A 19371-nucleotide genomic window follows, 5' to 3' on the forward strand; every position below is an offset into this window, starting at 1 on the left:
GGATATGGAAAATTTACTGGCGCTGACCCTGGCCGATGAGACGCCGGAACAGAAAGAGGGGGACGGCCCCTCATTTCGCTGGCGGTGGCTGGGGCGAGGGGTGCTTGAGCTGACGCCGACCGTAAAAAGCGATCTCTCGCTGCTGCTTTCAACGGGTATCCACGGGAATGAAACCGCGCCCGTCGAGATTGTCGATCTGCTGCTGCGTGCGCTGTACCGCAATGAGATCGCCCTGAAGTGCCGCGTGCTGGTGGTGCTCGGCAATCCCCCTGCGCTGGCGCAAAACAAACGGTATCTGGTGAGCGACATTAACCGCATGTTTGGCGGCCGCTGGTCGCAGTTTCCGCAGAGCGATGAAACGGCGCGGGCCGAGTGGCTGGAAAACGTCGTCACCGCGTTTTTTGCCGTCGCGGGGCCGGGGCGCTGGCATCTGGATCTGCATACGGCAATCCGCGCGTCCTACCACGTTCGCTTCGGCGTTCTGCCGCAGCGCAGTCAGCCGTGGGATGAAGCGTTCCTGAGCTGGCTGGGTGACGCCGGTCTGGAGGCGCTGGTATTTCATCAGTCGCCGGGCGGAACGTTCACCCATTTCACCTGTGAACGTTTCGCTGCGCTGTCCTGCACGCTGGAACTGGGAAAAGCGCTGCCGTTCGGCCAGAACGATCTGACCCGCTTTGCGCCTACGCATCTCGCCCTTCGGGCGCTGCTGGGCGGTACGGCTCCCGAGCACGCGCATCAGCCCGTTGAGCGGTATCGGGTCGTACAGCAGATCACGCGCCGCAGCGATGCCTTCCAGCTCCATATGGCCGCGCACACCCTGAACTTCACCCCGTTCCGCAAAGGGGCGCTGCTGGCTGAGGATGGCGAGGAACGTTACGAGGTGCAGAACACCACCGAGTATGTATTATTTCCTAACCCCACCGTCGCGTTTGGCCTGCGGGCCGGGCTGATGCTGGAAAAAATATCCTGAACCTTTCCCCTCCCATCATCCGGGTGGGGGAAGTAAAAAACTTTTCTTAACGATTAAAGCGCTTGCGCTTGTTTTGCAGAATATTCCTGGTGAATTGCTTTATTATTGATCTTCACTTCGCTATACTTCTGCTTAATCTCTTTAAAATCATCCTGTTAAATATTTTTTGTTGCAACTCTCCACGCTTTATCCTTATTTCCTCCACATTTGGCGAAAATTTGTTTTTTACACTTTCATTGTTTTACCGTTGCTCTGACTAATTGACGATAAACCCCGTAAAGTTAATCTCGTCAACACGGCATAGCGCCGAAGAATAACTGAAAGAAAGGAAATAAATTATGCGTAAGTTTACTGCACTGTTTGTTGCTTCTACCCTGGCTCTGGGCGCTACCAGCATGGCGTTCGCCGCAGATACTGCGACCACTGCACCTACCGCGCCTGCTGAAGGCAAAATGATGATGCATCATAAAGGTCCGGGTATGCACAACGAGATGATGATGTTTAAGGATCTCAACCTGACGGATGCGCAGAAGCAGCAGATCCGCGACATCAGAAAAGGCGAACGCGACCAGATGAAACGTCCTCCGCTTGAAGAGCGCCGTGCGATGCATGACATCATCGCCAGCGACAGCTTCGATAAGGCGAAAGCCGAAGCGCAGATCGACAAAATGGCCGAGCAGCACAAAGCCCGCATGCTGGCTCACATGGAAACCCAGAACAAGATCTACAACATTCTGACCCCGGAACAGAAAAAACAATTTAATGCGAATTTTGAGAAGCGTCTGACAGAACGTCCGGCGATGGAAGGTAAAATGCCAGCACCAACCGAATAATCGGTTCACACTCTTAAGACCGCCGGGATCCTGTCCACAAAAGCGCAACCGCTGTGGACAGGACCGGCGGTTTTTCTTTCCTGCCCTCTTGCCTGCCGCCGCCAGCGCGGTATCCTCCTGTAGTCGCTTCAGAGAATGTTTGCAGAGTCATGGCGTTAGAATTTTTATTAACGTTCCGCTAAGGCCTGCCCGCTCTGCTGCCGATACTGTTTCTGTGAATACCCAACGATAACAAACAAGACAGCAACGATAGCGATATCCTTGCCCTGGCACGGGTTGTGCCATTCAGGAGTGGTGATGGAGTTCTTTGATATCCGTAAGATGCCGGTCAGCCTCTGGCGCAATGGTGCTGGCGAAACGCGTGAGATTTGCTGCTTCCCTCCCGCGACGCGCGATTTTCACTGGCGCGCCAGTATCGCGACGATTGCCAGCAACGGCGAATTCTCCTCGTTTCCCGGTGTTGACCGGGTGATTACCTTGCTGGAAGGGGGAGAGGTGACGCTGGATGCGGGTCAGGCGTTCTCCCATACCCTCAAGCATCATCAGCCCTACAGTTTTGCCGGCGATCTGCCGGTAAAAGCGCTGCTGTCCGATGGGCGGATGGCGATGGACTTTAACATCATGACCCGGCGCGACTGCTGCCGGGCGAAGGTGCGCGTTGCTGACCGAACCTTCACCACCTTTGGCTCACGCGGGGGCGTGGTGTTCGTGCTAAGCGGGGCGTGGCAGCTGGGCGATAAATTGCTGACGGCAGATCAGGGTGCCAGCTGGGAGGAGGGTACCCATACGCTGCGTCTGCTGAAGGCTCAGGGCACCTTATTGTTCAGCGAAATCACGTGGCTGCCGGGTCATTGAGCACAATGATCTCAAACTTTCCTGCCAGGACCGGTTTACAGAGAATTTTGTAGCCATCGTGGTCAAATCCGGCGGGCGTGCGCAGCAGGGTTGCCGCGTCGTTGATGTCGTCGACGGCGCCCAGCCAGAGCCAGTTGTTGACGATGTGATACTGGGTCATGGCCTCGCCCACTTCTTTTAGCGCAACGGCGCTTTCCCAGGGCCAGCAGTTCACGCTGATGGCCGCCAGACCGGTGAGAAGCCGGGCGTGATGCGCCTCAACGCTCTCTTTCCCGCAGCACGCACCGGCGCAGCGCTTCAGCGCGGATCGAAAACAGGCGCGTCCGCGGGTGGTAGCCTCCAGACCTAAAAGGCTGTAGCAAAGCTGTAAATCGTCCGCCAGCGTCTGCAGCGCCTGGAGCGCGGCGCGTTTATTGGCGAATAGCCCATAAAGATTCGGGGCATGAGAAAAATCGACGTCGCGCGCGTAGACGACCTGCGGCCTGCCATCGTTTATCTGCAGGGAGCAGAGCTGACGGTTGCGGCGCAGGCGCTTATTGAACAGCGGCTGTTGTTCTTTTATCAACCGCGCCTCCAGCAGCAGCGCGCCCATTTCTCCCGCCGTCTGGAACCAGGTAATGCGTCGCGACTGGCGCAGCATGGCGGCCTCGTCCGGCGTACGGAGATGGGATAACACCCGACTGCGAATGTTAACGCTCTTGCCGATATAGAGCGGCAGGGTGTCGCTTTCACCGTGAAAGATGTACACGCCCGGCTGTTTAGGCAGCGCCTCAAGCCAGGGGCGAAGGTGCTCGGGATATTCGTAGATAGCCGCCGCTTCAAACTCAAGACGCGGGGCGGATTGACGCCTGCTCACATACTGCTCCATATACTGTTCAGGTATACAGTGTAGCAGGAGTGTGGTGGTTAAAAAAGAGCCGGGTGGCGTCTACGCCTTACCCGGCCAGGACGTGCGGCTTGATGCCCTCACCCCAACCCTCTCCCACGGGAGAGGGCGCAAACATTAAAAGCGGTAACCTGGTTACCGCTTTGCTTTATTTTTTCCAGAAGTCGTCAAACACCGTAATGGGCGTGTGGCGCTTGTGCTCGGTTTTCAGATACCAGCCCTCGATGATTTTCGCGGTCCGTTCATCCAGCTTTTTGCCTTCCAGATAGTCATCAATGTTGTCATAGGTGACGCCAAGGGCCGCTTCATCCGGCAGGGAAGGGCGATCGTCTTCAAGGTCCGCTGTCGGTGCTTTTTTATACAGATGCTCAGGACACCCCAGCGCGGCAAGCAGCTGCTTACCCTGACGCTTGTTGAGACGGAAGATAGGGTTAATGTCGGTGCCGCCGTCGCCGTATTTGGTGAAGAAACCGGTGATCGCTTCTGCCGCATGGTCGGTGCCGACCACAACGCCTTTGGTCATCCCGGCGATGCTATACTGCGCTTTCATGCGCTCGCGGGCTTTCTCATTGCCGCGGACAAAATCGCTCAGCTCAATGCCCGCTTCGCGAAGCGCCTGCTCGCTTGCCAGCACCGAGCCCTTAATATTCACGGTCAGCACGCGGTCAGGCTGAATGAAGGCAATGGCATCCTGGCAATCCTGCTCGTCCGCCTGCACGCCATAAGGAAGACGCACCGCGATAAACTGCAGTTTCTCATCGCCCGTCTCTTCGCGAAGCTCTGAAATCGCCATCTGGCAGAGTTTACCGGTCAGGGTAGAGTCCTGGCCGCCGCTGATGCCCAGCACCAGGGATTTCAGGAAAGCGTTCTTTTTTAAGTACGATTTTAAAAAATCCACGCTGCGGCGGATCTCTTCATGTGCATCTACCGTAGGCTTCGCGCCCAGTGCCTGAATAATCTCTTGTTGCAGAGCCATCACGCCCTCCATATGCAGTACATAAACAGAATGTGTTAGCTGTTAAAACTAACCCTTTGGGCGAGAAACGACAAGGATCACAGTTTCGAGTGCGCTAATTTGCGCCGATTTAGCAGGTTATCGTTGTTTTATTAGAATTTTCCGAAATTCGTCTGGCTTAACTCACAAAGTTGAACAATAGTACTTTTTATCCCATGCTTAGATAACACGCTGATAAACAAGAGGACGGAATATGAACAAGAACGTAGCAGGAATTCTTAGCGCAGCGGCGGTACTGACTATGCTGGCAGGGTGTACGGCTTACGATCGCACTAAGGATCAGTTTACGCAGCCCGTAGTAAAAGACGTTAAAAAAGGCATGACCCGTTCGCAGGTGGCTGCGATTGCCGGTAAACCTTCTTCTGAAGTGACCATGATTCATGCGAAGGGGACCTGCCAGACCTATATCCTGGGTCAACGTGATGGTAAGGCAGAAACCTACTTCGTCGCCCTGGATGATACCGGTCATGTGATCAACTCCGGCTATCAGACCTGTGCTGAATACGACACCGATCCGCAGGCACCTAAGGCGCAGTAACCCTGCTTGCCTGAGGATGTTAACAAACCGGCCATGGGCCGGTTTTTTTATGCATCAGAAAATCTTATTTCTTTGCGCGAATTATTTGCCCGAAATGTGAAGGGAGTCAATAAGCCAGGTCAATGAGAGACAATTTTAGTCTATCCAGAATTATCCCCTGTCTGTACCATTGCGTATACTCACTCCAACGATAAACAACAGTACGCAAGCTACCTGTCTGCCGGGACAGCGAGTCGAGTGATAGCGCGATGGCAGGTAGTCATACAAGAGGGAAATCACGATGGAAAAGAAACATATCTACCTGTTCTGCTCAGCGGGCATGTCTACGTCGCTTCTGGTGTCAAAGATGCGTGCGCAGGCTGAAAAGTATGAAGTCCCTGTGGTGATTGAAGCGTTCCCAGAGACGCTGGCGGGCGAAAAAGGCCAGACAGCCGATGTCGTTTTACTGGGGCCGCAAATTGCCTATATGTTGCCCGAAATTCAACGACTGTTACCGAATAAACCGGTCGAAGTGATCGACTCGGGGCTGTACGGCAAGATTGATGGTTTAGGTGTTCTTAAAGCTGCTGTCGCAGCAATTAAAAAAGCTGCTAATTAATTTTTATTTTTCCCGTCAAAGAGTTATTTCACACACAATACGCCGTAACATGCGTTACGGCATTTAAGGGTATTTTCCTATGAGTAAAGTCATCGCTTCACTTGAAAAGGTACTCCTTCCTTTTGCTGTTAAAATAGGAAAGCAGCCTCACGTTAACGCCATCAAAAACGGCTTTATTAAATTAATGCCGTTGACGCTGGCCGGGGCCATGTTCGTTTTAATTAACAACGTTTTTCTGAGCTTTGGTGAAGGTTCCTTCTTTTATTCATTAGGAATTCGGTTAGACGCTTCCACTATTGAAACCCTTAATGGTTTTAAAGCCATCGGCGGCAACGTCTATAACGGTACGTTGGGGATTATGTCGCTGATGGCGCCTTTCTTTATTGGGATGGCGCTGGCAGAAGAGCGTAAAGTGGATCCGCTGGCTGCCGGGTTATTATCCGTCGCCGCTTTTATGACCGTGACGCCATACAGCGTGGGTGAAGCCTATGCCGTTGGCGCCAACTGGCTGGGTGGGGCCAATATCATCTCCGGTATTGTTATCGGCCTGGTGGTGGCAGAAATGTTCACCTTTATTATCCGTCGCAACTGGGTTATCCGCCTGCCGGATAGCGTACCGGCTTCCGTATCTCGTTCATTTTCCGCGTTGATTCCAGGCTTCATTATTCTCTCCATCATGGGAATTATCGCCTGGGCGCTCTCCCACTGGGGCACAAACTTCCACCAGATCATCATGGACTCTATCTCTACGCCGCTGGCGTCGATGGGTGGCGTGGTCGGTTGGGCGTATGTGATTTTCACCTCTCTGCTGTGGTTCTTTGGCGTGCATGGTTCACTGGCACTGGCCGCGCTGGACAGCGGGATTATGACCCCCTGGGCACTGGAAAACGTTGCGCTTTACCAACAGTACGGCTCCGTTGACGCGGCGCTGGCAGCGGGTAAAACCTTCCATGTGTGGGCGAAGCCGATGCTTGACTCCTATATCTTCCTGGGCGGTACCGGGGCGACCTTGGGTCTGATCATCGCGGTCTTTATTGTCTCTCGTCGTGCTGACTACCGTCAGGTCGCGAAGCTGGCGCTGCCATCAGGCATCTTCCAGATTAACGAACCGATTCTGTTCGGTCTGCCAATCATCATGAACCCGGTAATGTTCATTCCGTTCATCCTGATTCAGCCGCTGCTGGCCGCGATCACCCTGACGGCGTATTACATGGGCATCATTCCTCCGGTCACCAACATTGCACCGTGGACCATGCCGGCGGGCCTGGGCGCCTTCTTCAACACCAACGGCAGCGTCGCGGCCTTCCTGCTGGCGATATTCAACCTTGGGATTGCCACCCTGCTGTACATGCCGTTCGTGGCGATTGCCAACAAAGCCGCCACCATTATTGATGAAGAAGAGAGCGAAGAGGATATTGCCCTCTCACTGAAATTCTAAGATTGACCGGCGCGGGGAAGCCTGCGCCAGCCACAAGGAGCTTAAACATGTTAGATTTGGATAGTATTGTCGCAGACGAAGCCGTCGAGAACGATCTCGAAGAAGTGGTGATGGGGCTTATCATCAACTCCGGACAGGCCCGCAGCCTGGCCTATGCCGCACTGAAGCAGGCCAAGCAGGGGGATTTCGCCGCCGCGAAAACCATGATGGAACAGTCCCGCACGGCGCTCAACGAAGCGCACCTGGTGCAGACAAAGCTGATTGAAAGCGACCAGGGCGAAGGGAAGATGAAGGTCAGCCTGGTACTCGTCCACGCGCAGGATCACCTGATGACCTCGATGCTGGCGCGTGAGCTGGTGGCGGAGCTCATTGAGCTTCACGAGAAAATGCACTAAGTCGAATTTCGCAGCAGGAGGTCAGCACGATGGAAATTAAAACCGCACTTGAACAGCAGCTGTTTAACGGCAAAAATTTTCACGTGGTTATCTACAACAAAACGGAGAGCGCCAGCGGTCTGCACCAGCATGACTACTACGAATTCACGATTGTTCTGACCGGCCGCTACTACCAGGAGATCAACGGTAAGCGCGTCCTGCTTGAGCGAGGGGATTTTGTCTTCTTGCCGATGGGGTCTTATCACCAGAGCTTTTACGAATTTGGTGCCACCCGTATTCTGAATGTGGGCGTCAGCAGACGCTTCTTTGAGAAGCACTATCTGCCGCTGGTGCCGTTCTGCTTCGTGGCCTCCCAGGTTTATCGGGTCAAAAACGAGTTTATGACCTGGATTGAAACGGTTATCGCCTCGCTTAACTTCCGCGACAATGAATTTGATGAGTTTATTGAAACGGTGACCTTCTACGTGATGAACCGGCTGCGCCACCATCGTGAAGAGCAGCAGGTGACGGATGATATTCCTCAGTGGCTGCGCGGCACCGTTGAGCTGATGCACGATAAAGGCCAGTTCAGCGAAAATGCGCTGGAAAATATGGTGTCCCTGTCGGGGAAATCCCAGGAATATCTGACCCGTGCGACGCAGCGCTATTATCGTAAAACACCCGTGCAAATTATTAATGAAATCCGCATTAATTTTGCGAAGAAACAGCTGGAAATTACCAACTACTCTGTTACCGATATTGCGTACGAGTCAGGATACAGCAGTCCCAGCCTGTTTATTAAGACCTTTAAGAAATTGACTTCATTCACACCGAACAGTTACCGGAAAAATTTAACGGTAATTAATTAACTTTCGGCGGATTACCCGCCACAAATATTTCTTTAATGGCTTGCCCAAATAGCGGGAAGAGTACGCTATACCTTGCAGGCGATTAACCTGATACGCTAAGGGAGATATTATGCAAAAGAAATTAAAAGTCGTAACCATTGGTGGCGGCAGCAGCTATACCCCGGAATTACTTGAAGGTTTCCTGAAACGTTATCATGAATTACCGGTCAGCGAATTATGGCTGGTGGACGTTGAGGAAGGTCAGGAAAAGCTGAATATTATTTTCGACCTGTGCAAGCGCATGGTGGAGAAAGCGGGCGTGCCTCTGACCGTGCATAAAACCCTGGACCGCCGTCTGGCGCTGAAAGATGCAGATTTCGTCACCACCCAGCTGCGCGTGGGCCAGCTGAAAGCACGCGAGCTGGACGAGCGTATTCCGCTGAGCCACGGCTATCTCGGTCAGGAGACCAACGGCGCGGGCGGCCTGTTCAAAGGCCTGCGTACCATCCCGGTCATTTTCGATATCGTCAAAGACGTGCAGGAGATCTGCCCGAACGCGTGGGTGATTAACTTCACCAACCCGGCCGGGATGGTGACCGAGGCGGTCTATCGTCATACCGGTTTCAAACGCTTTATCGGCGTCTGCAATATTCCGATCGGTATGAATATGTTTATCCGCGACGTGCTGGCGCTGACCGACGGCGACGATCTCTCCATCGACCTGTTCGGCCTGAACCACATGGTGTTCATTAAAGACGTTATCGTGAACGGAAAATCGCGCTTTGCCGAACTGCTGGACGGCGTGGCTTCCGGGCGCCTGACGGCGGCCTCCGTGAAAAACATCTTTGACCTGCCGTTCAGCGAAGGGCTGATCCGCTCGCTGAACCTGCTGCCGTGCTCGTACCTGCTTTACTACTTCAAGCAGAAAGAGATGCTGGCCATCGAAATGGGCGAGTACTATAAGGGCGGCGCGCGCGCGCAGATTGTTCAGAAAGTCGAGAAGCAGCTGTTCGATTTGTATAAAGATCCGAACCTGAACGTTAAACCGAAAGAGCTGGAGCAGCGCGGCGGGGCCTACTACTCCGATGCGGCGTGCGAGGTGATTAACGCCATCTACAACGATAAGCAGGCGGAGCACTATGTCAACGTGCCGCACCACGGCCATATCGACAATATCCCTGCGGACTGGGCGGTTGAGATGACCTGCATCCTGGGACGCGATGGCGCTAAACCGCATCCACGCATCACCCACTTCGATGATAAGGTCATGGGCCTGATCCACACCATCAAAGGCTTTGAAGTAGCGGCAAGCAACGCGGCGCTGAGCGGCGAGCTCAATGACGTGCTTCTGGCGCTGAACCTCAGCCCGCTGGTGCATTCCGACCGCGATGCGGAGCAGCTGGCCAGTGAGATGATTCTGGCGCATGAAAAATGGTTGCCGAACTTTGCCGCCACGATCGAGAAGCTGAAGTTCAAACACCACTAAGAGGACGCACAATGGAAAACCTGCTGATCGTTAATGCCGATGATTTTGGCCTCTCGAAAGGCCAAAACTACGGCATTATTGAAGCCTGTCGCCGGGGGGTTGTGACCTCTGCCACGGCACTGGTGAATGGTGAGGCGGTTGAACACGCGGCGCAGCTGAGCCGCGAGGTGCCGGAGCTGGGCGTCGGCATGCATTTTGTGCTGACGCTCGGGATGCCGCTTTCGCCAATGCCGGGCCTGACGCGCGACGGCCAGCTGGGCAAATGGATTTGGGAACTGGCGGAGCAGGATGCCCTGCCGCTCGAAGAGATTGCCCGCGAGCTGGAGTGCCAGTTCAACCGCTTTGTTGATGTGTTTGGTAAGGCGCCGACGCACATCGACAGCCATCACCACGTGCATATGATCCCGGCGATTTTCCCGATTGTCGCGGAGTTTGCTCAGCGCAAAGGCGTGGCGATGCGCGTGGATCGGGAGGCGCGCGGCGTGCCGGACTGCGCCGTGACAACCACAGAGGGGTTCAGCAGCGCATTTTACGGCGACGAGATCGACGAAGCGCTGTTCCTGAAGGTGCTGGATGATTCCGCCGCGCGGGGGGAAAAGTCGCTGGAGGTCATGGCGCACCCTGCTTTTGTCGATAACACCGTGCGGAAAAGCGCCTACTGCTGGCCGCGCCTGGCGGAGCTGGACGTGTTGACGTCGCCGTCGCTGAAATACGCGATTGCCGAGCGCGGGTATCGGTTGGGGACGTTCGGGGATCTTTGAGATACAGCCCGGTGGCGAGGTAAAAGCAAAACGGTAACCTGGGTTACCGTTTTTATTGTTTTCTCCCTCTCCCGTGGGAGAGGGGTGGGGTGAGGGTATTTTTTACGCCGGGATTTGGTCAATCTTACTGCTGCGCGACCAGACGCGGTGCGCGGCGAGCAAATCAAACAGCTTCGTCATAAAGGCATCGTCAACGTTGTCGCCCTCGACAATACCGTCCTCACCCTGATCGGCCACCTTCAGCTGCGCCTTAAACCGTCGCGCGTCGCCGGACAGCGCGATCGGTTTCAGGTGCTTATAGGCTTCCAGCAGATAATACACCGCGTCACCGTTGTTTAGCAGGCTGTCAATATCCCCGCACGGCACAATCACCGCATCGACGGTCAGCGATGGCGCCCCGGCAAAGGTCGCCGCCACCGGCAGCACGGAGCCGTCATCGGCGGTCACTTCCCCCATGCGGGAATAAAGCAGTTTCGCATGCACGCCCTGGGTCTTCAGCGCCTGCATGATCCCCAGCACGTCGCTGGCGCGGGTTTTGTCGTTCAGCAGGATGGCGACCACGCGGCCTTTAATCGAGCCACCCGGCACGGCATACAGGCTCAGCGACGGATCTTTCTTCACGCCGTTAACCTCTTTCGGCGGGGCAAGGTTGCGCTGCTCGTCGGTCAGCGTAATGCCCAGGTTATCCGCAACGCTCTGGGCGAGTTGAATATCAATGCGCGCCAGCTGATCGACCACCCGCTCGCGGATGTAGGTACGCACCACTTTGCTCAGCTCAAAGCTGAAGCCGCCGATAATGTGCTGCTGCTCAATCGGCGTCTGGCTGTTCCAGAACAGGCGAGGGTGGGCGTAATACTCGCCGAACGACGGGCTGCGCTCGCGAATTTTGTTGCCGTCGATACGCTCCTGGTACGATTCGAATCCACCGCGTTTCGGCGCCGGAGGCGTTTCGCGCGGCCAGTTATCGTTGATGGAGTTCGGCTCATAGTTCGCCGGATTGGTATCAATATCCTGACGGTGCATCCCGTCGCGCTGGAAATTGTGGTACGGGCAGGTTGGGCGGTTAATCGGAATTTCGTGGAAGTTCGGCCCGCCCAGACGGCTGATCTGCGTATCGGTATACGAGAACAAACGACCCTGCAGGAGCGGATCGTTGGTGAAGTCCAGCCCCGGCACGATATGCCCTGGGTGGAACGCGGCCTGTTCGTTTTCGGCAAAGAAGTTATCCGGGTTGCGGTTGAGCACCATTTTGCCCACCAGCTGTACCGGCACCAGCTCTTCCGGGATCAGCTTCGTCGGGTCAAGCAGGTCGAAATCGAACTTAAATTCGTCCTCTTCCGGAATGAGCTGCAGGCCCAGCTCGTACTCCGGGAAGTCGCCCGCTTCGATGGACTCCCACAGCTCGCGGCGGTGGAAGTCCGGGTCGCGCCCGGTCAGCTTCTGCGCCTCGTCCCACACCAGCGAGGCTTTACCCGCCACCGGCTTCCAGTGGAAACGGACAAACGTGGCTTTACCCTCGGCGTTGATCAGTCGGAAGGTATGGATGCCAAAGCCTTCCATGGTGCGATAGCTGCGCGGAATACCGCGGTCTGACATCGCCCACATTACGTTGTGTAAGGTTTCAGGCTGCAGGGAGACATAGTCCCAGAAGGTGTCGTGCGCGCTTTGTCCCTGCGGTATGGCCCAGTGGGGCTCCGGTTTTACCGCATGGACAAAGTCAGGAAATTTGTGCGCGTCCTGAATGAAGAACACCGGGGTGTTATTGCCCACCAGATCGAAAATACCCTCTTCGGTATAAAACTTGGTGGCAAAGCCGCGGATATCCCGGACGGTATCTGCCGAACCCGCGCCGCCCTGCACGGTGGAGAAGCGCACAAATACCGGAGTGATTTTGTCCGGGTCGGAGAGGAAATCCGCTTTGGTGATCGCTTTCAGGCTCTTATAGGGCTGGAAGTAGCCGTGCGCAGCTGAACCTCGCGCGTGGACGATGCGTTCCGGTATCCGCTCGTGGTCGAAATGGGTGATTTTTTCCCGCAGGATAAAATCTTCCAGCAGGGTTGGCCCGCGCGCGCCTGCGCGAAGGGAGTTCTGATCGTCAGCAATGCGCACGCCCTGATTGGTGGTCAGCGCAAAACCTTCGCCGCCTTTGCGGTGCGGCTCAAGTGATTTCAGCTTCTCGTTTCCCGTCTCCGGCGATTTCATGCTTCCCGGTGCGGTAGGCTGTTCGCCCGGTGCAGAGGGGCCAGGGGAGGGGCGGTGAGATCCGTCAGCAGGGGCGAGAGAGTCCATACCCGGTTGAGATTCCTCAGTGCCATGAATCGGTGATTGATGTGTTTTATCTTTGTTCGACATTGCACGCTTCTCCTTTATCCATTGCTAAAAACCCTATTAAGGATAGAACAATGTCGCGAGATGGCTCGCGAACTAAGAGTTTTCACATGCCGTCATTGACGAAAGGAGCCTTCTCGCCCACTCGGGGCGCGACGGAAGGCAGCAGGATCGGCTATCATAGAATTTTCCTGCTTCAAGAATTTGCTTTAGTGAACCAGTCGCTTATGAAACCTCTTCGTCAACAAAACCGCCAGGTTATTAGCTATGTGCCCCGCGTTGAGCCCGCGCCGCCTGACCATGCCCTGAAAGTGGAGGGTTTTCGCGATGTCTGGCAGCTGCGGGGGAAATATGTGGCCTTTGTGCTGATCGGCGAACACTTCCGTCGTTCACCCACGTTTACGGTGCCGGAATCGGCGCAGCGGTGGGCGATGCAGATCCGCCAGGATGAAGAGGTTGAAGAATAACAGCCATAAAAAAACCGCCATCAGGCGGTTTTTTTATTTCTAAAGTGATTAACGGTGCGCCAGCTCGGCGTCGTCTTCACTTTCCAGAATCGCTTTGTCGGTTTGCTTCAGCCACTGGCTGGTCAGCGTACCGGCGGTCATGGAGCCGCTCACGTTCAGCGCGGTACGGCCCATGTCGATCAGCGGCTCAACGGAGATCAGCAGCGCGACCAGCGTCACGGGCAGGCCCAGCGCAGGCAGCACAATCAGCGCGGCGAAGGTTGCACCGCCGCCAACACCCGCAACGCCTGCGGAGCTTATGGTAACAATCCCGACCAGCGTGGCAATCCAAACCGGATCCAGCGGGTTGATACCCACGGTTGGCGCAACCATCACCGCCAGCATCGCCGGGTACAGACCCGCACAGCCGTTTTGACCAATGGTGGCACCAAAGGAGGCAGAGAAGCTGGCGATGGATTCAGGCACGCCCAGACGACGGGTTTGCGCTTCAACGTTCAGCGGAATAGACGCGGCGCTGGAACGGCTGGTGAAGGCAAAGGTCAGCACCGGCCAGACTTTACGGAAGTATTTCAGCGGGCTGACGCCGTTTACGCCCAGCAGGATGCCGTGCACCACAAACATAATGCCCAGACCCAGATAAGAGGCGACAACGAAGCTGCCCAGCTTGATGATGTCCTGCAGGTTAGAGCCGGCAACCACTTTGGTCATCAGCGCCAGCACGCCGTAAGGCGTCAGCTGCATCACCAGACGCACCAGCTTCATCACCCAGCTTTGCAGGGTATCAATCGCGGTCAGCACGCGTTCGCCTTTAGGCGCGTCGTCTTTCAGCAGCTTCAGCGCCGCTACGCCCAGGAACGCGGCGAAAATAACCACGCTGATGATCGAGGTTGGGCTCGCACCGGTCAGGTCAGCAAACGGGTTCTTCGGAATGAAGGAGAGCACCATCTGCGGCACGGTCAGGTCTGCCACTTTACCAACGTAGTTGGTTTGAATCGCGGTAAGACGCGCCGTTTCAGCGGTACCCTGAACCAGACCTTCTGCGGTCAGGCCAAACAGGTTGGTGACCAGCACACCCACCAGCGCGGCAATCAGCGTGGTGAACAGCAGCGTACCAATGGTCAGGAAGCTGATTTTTCCCAGCTGGGTCGCGTTATGCAGGCGGGCAACGGCGCTCAGAATAGAGGCGAATACCAGCGGCATAACGATCATCTGCAGCAGCTGAACATAGCCGTTACCGACGATGTTGAACCACTGAATAGAGTCTTTCAGAACTGGATTATCGGAGCCATAAATTGCCTGTAATGCCAGACCAAATACGACACCCATGGCCAGACCAACCAGCACTTTTTTCGCCAGGCTCCACTGTTTGTGGCGCGCCTGCGCGAGAAGCAATAGCAGTACAACGAACACAACGACGTTCGCGATGAGTGGAAAATTCATCCCCGTTCTCCTGATTTATTATTGGGTCGGTTTTTACCGATCCTGTTGGCGGAAGGTTAGCAGAAGTGTGATGTAGCGCTTATATCCAAATGGAATGGTTTATGACAAATGGGATAATTTTGTTGGTTTACTGTTCAATCTGGTGATGAATAAAGCGATTGAACTGAAATTGCAGCGAATTAATCATCTGGGATGACCAGCGAACTGCACTGTTTTCGGGCAATGTTTGCGGCATCCAGACGGCGTAAGCAAACAGCGCCATGCACAATACGCGCTCAAGCTGGTTACCTTTCTGCGGTGCGAGGATCGGAAAACGGAAACGCCAGCGGCAGGGCCAAAGCAGCGGCACGCCCGCAGGCGTCAGCATATCGGCGAGAATATGGCTTAAATAGCCCAGCACCATCCCCTGGATGGCATCGGCGGGGACTATCCAGCTTTCGGGCACCTTCAAATAGAAAAGCGTCAGCAGGCCAAACACGGCCAGCAGGCTGTGCGTGAAACCCCGGTGTCCGAACGCGCGGGCGATGGGTTTCGACACCCACTTCAGGCGTTGTCCGAGGAAAGATTTGGGGTGGTCAATGTCGGGCAGCAGACAGGTCAATACGGCGGAAGGGACAATATGCCACCAGTCCCCCTGTGCCAGCACGGGGGTGAGTTCAGCGTTTTTGGCAAATACCGCGCACGCAATAGAAAAAAGCAGGTGGCCTTCCGCCGTCATGATAAAACCCACAAAACTGTCAATTCATACAGTATAGGGTTTTTATACAGTAGGCGGAAGAGGTGACGGTGTAACTGTTTGTCACAAACCGGAGGAGGGCGTTAACCTCCGTGCAGATGATGCGCCGTGAGTTCTGCCAGTGAATTAAGCTTCACATCGGCAAGAGCAAACCGGGGATCGTGACGGCCTTCTTCAGCGGGCACCACAATGGAGCGCATCCGCGCAGCCTTCGACGCCACCATACCGTTAACGGAATCTTCCAGCGCAACGCAGTTGAGGGGATCCAGGCCCAGCTTTGCGGCGCAGTCCAGATAGACCTGCGGGTGCGGCTTGCTGTAAGGCAATTTTTCAGCGGACGCCAGCGCGTCGAAACTGTCGCGCAGTTCAAACATCGTGAGCACTTTTTCCAGCATATGCAGCGGCGAAGCCGAGGCCAGGCCAACCTTCAGCCCCTGGGCTTTACACAGCGCAACGGCCTCACGTACGCCGGGCAGCAGCGGCCTGTTCTCTTCCACCAGCGAAATGGCGCGGCTGATAATGCGTGCGGTCACCTCATCGCGACCGGGACCCACCCACGGCTGTTGGGCAAACCACAGGTCAACCACCATATCGATGCGCAGGCCCAGCGTATCGGGAAGTTCATTACGGCGGCTGATATCCACGCCCAGGCTGGCCATAACGTCCAGTTCGGCGCGATCCCACAGCGGTTCGGAATCGATCAGTAATCCATCCATGTCAAAAATTGCGGCAAGAATTTGGCGCGGTGTCGACATCACAACGTCTCCTTATCCAGGGTGTTCGACAGACGATACGTGCTAAGCACACTCTGCAATTTAGCATATTGCTTTTAAAGAGCGGGCGAAATTGATGACCAGCAGGTAGACTTAGGCACAAATAACGCGTCTTTATGAAGAGGAACTGATGACGTATCAACAAGCTGGACGCATTGCGGTCTTAAAACGTATTGCTGGCTGGGTGATTTTTATTCCTGCCGTCATTTCTACGCTGATTTCTGTACTCAAATTTATGTACGACCACAGCGAAAAACAGCCGGGTATCAATGCGGTAATGCTTGATTTCGCTCATGTCATGATTGAGATGATGCGTTTTAATACGCCATTTTTGAATGTCTTCTGGTTTAACTCACCCACCCCGGATTTTCATCAACAGCTGAATATCGGCTTTTGGGTGATATATGCCCTGATCTTTGTCGCGCTGGCATTACAGGCCTCTGGCGCGAGAATGAGTCGCCAGACGCGCTTTTTACGCGAAGGCGTTGAGGATCAGTTGATTCTGGAGCAGGCCAAAGGCCCGGAAGGAATGAGTCGGGAGCAGATTGAATCCCGCATCGTTGTGCCGCGTCACACCATTTTCCTGCAAATTTTCCCGCTCTATATCCTTCCCGTGATTATCATTGCGGCGGGATACTTCTTCTTCTCACTGCTCGGTTTTCTGTAAGCGATAAGGGTGGCGGCAAGGCCACCCGTTATCTTCTCAGGCGGCAAGCATACGCTCGAGTGCCCGCTGCGCGTTAACAAGGTGTTCTCCGCCAAAAAGAATGGCACGGTTCATCAGCGTATAAAGCTGATACACCGGCTGGCGGTCGAGGAAACCGGGCGGCAGGGGAGAAACAGACTGGTATCCGTCGTATATTTGCGGCGGCTGCTCAGGATGAAGCGGCAGCATGGCAAGATCGCACTCTCTGTCACCCCAGTAGCAGGCCGGGTCAAAGATGTACGGGCCGTTGGGACCCAGCGCGCAGTTATTGGACCACAAATCGCCGTGAAGCAGAGACGCCTGAGGCTGGTGGGATGCCAGACGCTGTTGAACGTGCTCGACGATGGCGTCGATATTGCCAAATTCCAGCCCTTTCTCGGCGGCTAGCTCTAGCTGCCAGCCAATGCGCTGCTCGGCAAAAAATGTCGACCAGCGACGCTGCCAGGCATTGGGCTGTGGCGTGGTGGAGAGATCGTTGTCAAAGTCGAGACCAAACTGCGGCTGGTCGCTCCATTGATGCAGGCGCGCCAACTGTTGGCCAAGGATGAACGCATTATGGGCATCCAGCGGGCGGGCGGGGAGATATTCCATCACCAGGAAGCTGTAGTCGCGGTCGCTCCCCACGGCCAGAACCTGCGGGACCGTGACCGTTTTACTGCGGGACAACAGCTCCAGCTGGTCGGCTTCGGCGGTAAATATTGGAAGCAGCTCTCGCTCATCGCATTTAACGAAGAGATCGCGCCCAGCGTAGCGTAAATGCCACGCGGCGTGGATCTCACCGCCTGGCAGTTCGTTACGCAGTTCAATTTCACCTTCACCCAGCTGCTCACGTAAAAGATGACTGATAGCCTGCCACATGTTGTCTCTCCCATGTTGTCTGCCAGATCATAAAGTTAGCGCATAACTGCGGTAAAAAAATACGAACTAACGCACACCTGAGCGGTTTAAATTCATACAGCGCACTTATTGTTCTTTTTTCCGCCAGCTTTCCCAGGTATCCACGTCAATTTCGGCAGGCTTGTCGGTCACGCTCTCCACCAGACTGGCGGCCAGCGCATGAACCTCTTCCTGGTTCAGGGCGCCGATAAGACCAAATGTCAGGGTGCCTAAATCATGAATATTGCCCTCGTCATCCGTCAGCGTGAGGAGAAAATTAGCCCGGGTGAAAGCATTGTTGAGCTCATTCAGCTCGGTCAGCGATGCTTCATGAAGGTTGATGGTCACGACGTAGCGTGTGATGTCACCACTGCTCATAATTCACCTCATTGTTATCATGGAAGTTTTCTTAGCATAGTCGATAGTTTGCGTTTGGCGACTCAGAGACGACCTTCCCCTCCGTAAAGACGAAGGGGAACAGGGGTTAATTTCGGGACAGGTAATCGACGATTTTTTGCGTATCGGCAAGCGAACAGAGACGCGTGCCCTGGTTGATGGTGGCGGCGCTACCCGCCGCCACGCCGTAGCGGGTCATCTCGAGCAGAGAGGCGCCCTGCGCCAGTTTTAGCGTCATCGCACCCACCATGCTATCGCCCGCGCCAACCGTGCTCTGGCTCTTCATCGGCGGTGGGACAACCTGAACGGATGACGATTCATCGACTGCCAGCGCCCCCTGAGGGCCAAGGGAGACGACTACGCGCCGCGCTTTTCCGCTTCGCACCAGCTCCTGCGCGGCGGTGCGCACATCATCAGGCTGCGTCAGTTCGCGGTTGACCAGCGCGCTTAACTCTTTCTGGTTGGGTTTGACCAGCTCCAGATTGCCCGGCACCAGGGCCGCCTGCAGGGCCTCGCCGCTGCTGTCGACAATGCAGCGGATGCCGCGCTGCTGCGCGGCCTGAATCAGCGCCGTTAATTTTTCCGGGCTTACGCCGGGCGGCAGGCTGCCGCTTACCACCAGCAGCGCGCCGCTTTCTATCGTCAGCACTTTCTCTTCAAGCTGACGAAACTCGTCATCGCTGAGTTTCGCGCCCGGCATGACAAAACGGTACTGCTCGCCGCTTGATTCTACGTGGACATGCAGGTTTTGCCGCGTCCAGTCTTTGGCCTCAACGGTTTCAACGGCCACCTGTTCATCGGCCAGCAGAGAGACCAGGTGTTCACCGGTGGCACCGCCTGCGGGGAAAATTGCCGTGGCTTTGCCGCCGAGGTGTGTAATGGCGCGCGCCACGTTGATCCCGCCGCCGCCGGGCTCAAAGACCGGGGCGCTGCACCGCAATTTACCTTCCGGGTAAATCTGCGGCGTCAGGGTGGCGGAATCCAGGGAAGGGGAGAGCGTCAGAGTATAAATAGAAACCATCATTACCTCCTTTTAGCATGGGTTCT

The 19371-nt window shown here is 55.3% G+C and carries 21 protein-coding genes; 12 read left to right on the forward strand and 9 right to left on the reverse strand.

From position 1 onward, the window contains the following. The first annotated feature begins 4 nt into the window (after positions 1-4). The 3 genes from astE to ves all read left to right on the forward strand — a co-directional run bounded on the left by astE (position 5) and on the right by ves (position 2658). Positions 5-970: a succinylglutamate desuccinylase gene (gene astE, locus ACZ6J2_RS00385; RefSeq protein WP_471724469.1), complete on the forward strand. Its 966-nt coding sequence runs from the start codon at positions 5-7 to the stop codon at positions 968-970. Positions 971-1308: 338 nt separating this feature from the next. Next, positions 1309-1803, forward strand: a complete 495-nt coding sequence (gene spy / locus ACZ6J2_RS00390; protein ID WP_039262058.1) for an ATP-independent periplasmic protein-refolding chaperone Spy — start codon at positions 1309-1311, stop codon at positions 1801-1803. A 297-nt stretch (positions 1804-2100) separates the two neighbouring features. Continuing rightward, entirely contained in the window at positions 2101-2658 is a 558-nt protein-coding gene (ves, locus tag ACZ6J2_RS00395; RefSeq protein ID WP_471724470.1) for an environmental stress-induced protein Ves, read from the forward strand. Here the strand turns inward: ves and cho are convergent. Further along, positions 2636-3514, reverse strand: coding sequence for an excinuclease Cho (gene cho / locus ACZ6J2_RS00400; RefSeq protein WP_075204792.1), 879 nt, complete (start codon positions 3512-3514; stop codon positions 2636-2638). The two genes, ves and cho, sit on opposite strands and share 23 nt — an antisense overlap. A 178-nt stretch (positions 3515-3692) precedes the next feature. Next, positions 3693-4520, reverse strand: coding sequence for an ammonia-dependent NAD(+) synthetase (gene nadE / locus ACZ6J2_RS00405; protein WP_033145265.1), 828 nt, complete (start codon positions 4518-4520; stop codon positions 3693-3695). Between the two features lie 232 nt (positions 4521-4752). Here nadE and osmE point away from each other — a divergent pair, with 232 nt between their 5' ends. The 7 genes from osmE (at position 4753) to chbG (ending at position 10602) form a co-directional block, all read left to right on the forward strand. After that, positions 4753-5097 (forward strand): osmotically-inducible lipoprotein OsmE, encoded by a 345-nt coding sequence (osmE, locus tag ACZ6J2_RS00410; RefSeq protein WP_010430142.1) that lies wholly within the window; start codon positions 4753-4755, stop codon positions 5095-5097. A gap of 280 nt (positions 5098-5377) precedes the next feature. Further along, complete coding sequence (chbB, locus tag ACZ6J2_RS00415) at positions 5378-5695, forward strand: PTS N,N'-diacetylchitobiose transporter subunit IIB (protein ID WP_008500676.1); 318 nt, start codon at positions 5378-5380, stop codon at positions 5693-5695. A gap of 79 nt (positions 5696-5774) precedes the next feature. Next, entirely contained in the window at positions 5775-7133 is a 1359-nt protein-coding gene (gene chbC, locus ACZ6J2_RS00420; RefSeq protein WP_023311283.1) for a PTS N,N'-diacetylchitobiose transporter subunit IIC, read from the forward strand. 47 nt (positions 7134-7180) lie between these two features. After that, on the forward strand, positions 7181-7528 hold the full coding sequence (chbA, locus tag ACZ6J2_RS00425; protein ID WP_063142895.1) for a PTS N,N'-diacetylchitobiose transporter subunit IIA: 348 nt from the start codon (positions 7181-7183) through the stop codon (positions 7526-7528). 5 nt (positions 7529-7533) lie between these two features. Continuing rightward, positions 7534-8376: a transcriptional regulator ChbR gene (gene chbR / locus ACZ6J2_RS00430; protein WP_072034209.1), complete on the forward strand. Its 843-nt coding sequence runs from the start codon at positions 7534-7536 to the stop codon at positions 8374-8376. Between the two features lie 109 nt (positions 8377-8485). After that, positions 8486-9841: a 6-phospho-beta-glucosidase gene (locus ACZ6J2_RS00435; protein WP_471724471.1), complete on the forward strand. Its 1356-nt coding sequence runs from the start codon at positions 8486-8488 to the stop codon at positions 9839-9841. An 11-nt stretch (positions 9842-9852) separates the two neighbouring features. Then, positions 9853-10602: a chitin disaccharide deacetylase gene (gene chbG, locus ACZ6J2_RS00440; RefSeq protein ID WP_471724472.1), complete on the forward strand. Its 750-nt coding sequence runs from the start codon at positions 9853-9855 to the stop codon at positions 10600-10602. A gap of 102 nt (positions 10603-10704) precedes the next feature. On the opposite strand, the gene katE is transcribed toward chbG, so the two are convergent. After that, positions 10705-12954: a catalase HPII gene (katE, locus tag ACZ6J2_RS00445; protein ID WP_211437883.1), complete on the reverse strand. Its 2250-nt coding sequence runs from the start codon at positions 12952-12954 to the stop codon at positions 10705-10707. Between the two features lie 86 nt (positions 12955-13040). Between katE and cedA the strand changes: the two genes are divergently transcribed. Next, the gene (gene cedA / locus ACZ6J2_RS00450) at positions 13041-13397 is read left to right on the forward strand and encodes a cell division activator CedA (RefSeq protein ID WP_072196682.1); all 357 of its coding nucleotides are present in this window, start codon (positions 13041-13043) and stop codon (positions 13395-13397) included. A 48-nt stretch (positions 13398-13445) separates the two neighbouring features. Here the strand turns inward: cedA and ACZ6J2_RS00455 are convergent, their stop codons facing one another. The 3 genes from ACZ6J2_RS00455 to hxpB form a co-directional block, all read right to left on the reverse strand. Further along, positions 13446-14837, reverse strand: a complete 1392-nt coding sequence (locus ACZ6J2_RS00455) for an L-cystine transporter (protein ID WP_029740442.1) — start codon at positions 14835-14837, stop codon at positions 13446-13448. A gap of 127 nt (positions 14838-14964) precedes the next feature. Beyond that, positions 14965-15555 (reverse strand): metal-dependent hydrolase, encoded by a 591-nt coding sequence (locus ACZ6J2_RS00460; RefSeq protein ID WP_014883483.1) that lies wholly within the window; start codon positions 15553-15555, stop codon positions 14965-14967. 101 nt (positions 15556-15656) lie between these two features. Beyond that, entirely contained in the window at positions 15657-16328 is a 672-nt protein-coding gene (gene hxpB / locus ACZ6J2_RS00465; protein WP_471724474.1) for a hexitol phosphatase HxpB, read from the reverse strand. Between the two features lie 148 nt (positions 16329-16476). Between hxpB and ACZ6J2_RS00470 the strand changes: the two genes are divergently transcribed. Continuing rightward, the gene (locus tag ACZ6J2_RS00470; protein WP_471724475.1) at positions 16477-17013 is read left to right on the forward strand and encodes a YniB family protein; all 537 of its coding nucleotides are present in this window, start codon (positions 16477-16479) and stop codon (positions 17011-17013) included. 36 nt (positions 17014-17049) lie between these two features. On the opposite strand, the gene ACZ6J2_RS00475 is transcribed toward ACZ6J2_RS00470, so the two are convergent. The 3 genes from ACZ6J2_RS00475 to pfkB form a co-directional block, all read right to left on the reverse strand. Next, positions 17050-17910 (reverse strand): fructosamine kinase family protein, encoded by an 861-nt coding sequence (locus tag ACZ6J2_RS00475; RefSeq protein ID WP_029740438.1) that lies wholly within the window; start codon positions 17908-17910, stop codon positions 17050-17052. Between the two features lie 105 nt (positions 17911-18015). Next, positions 18016-18306: a type V toxin-antitoxin system endoribonuclease antitoxin GhoS gene (gene ghoS, locus ACZ6J2_RS00480; RefSeq protein ID WP_471724476.1), complete on the reverse strand. Its 291-nt coding sequence runs from the start codon at positions 18304-18306 to the stop codon at positions 18016-18018. Between the two features lie 106 nt (positions 18307-18412). Then, positions 18413-19345, reverse strand: coding sequence for a 6-phosphofructokinase II (gene pfkB, locus ACZ6J2_RS00485; protein ID WP_182071285.1), 933 nt, complete (start codon positions 19343-19345; stop codon positions 18413-18415). Positions 19346-19371 lie beyond the last annotated feature (26 nt).

Source organism: Enterobacter sp. E14S (genome assembly GCF_055666685.1).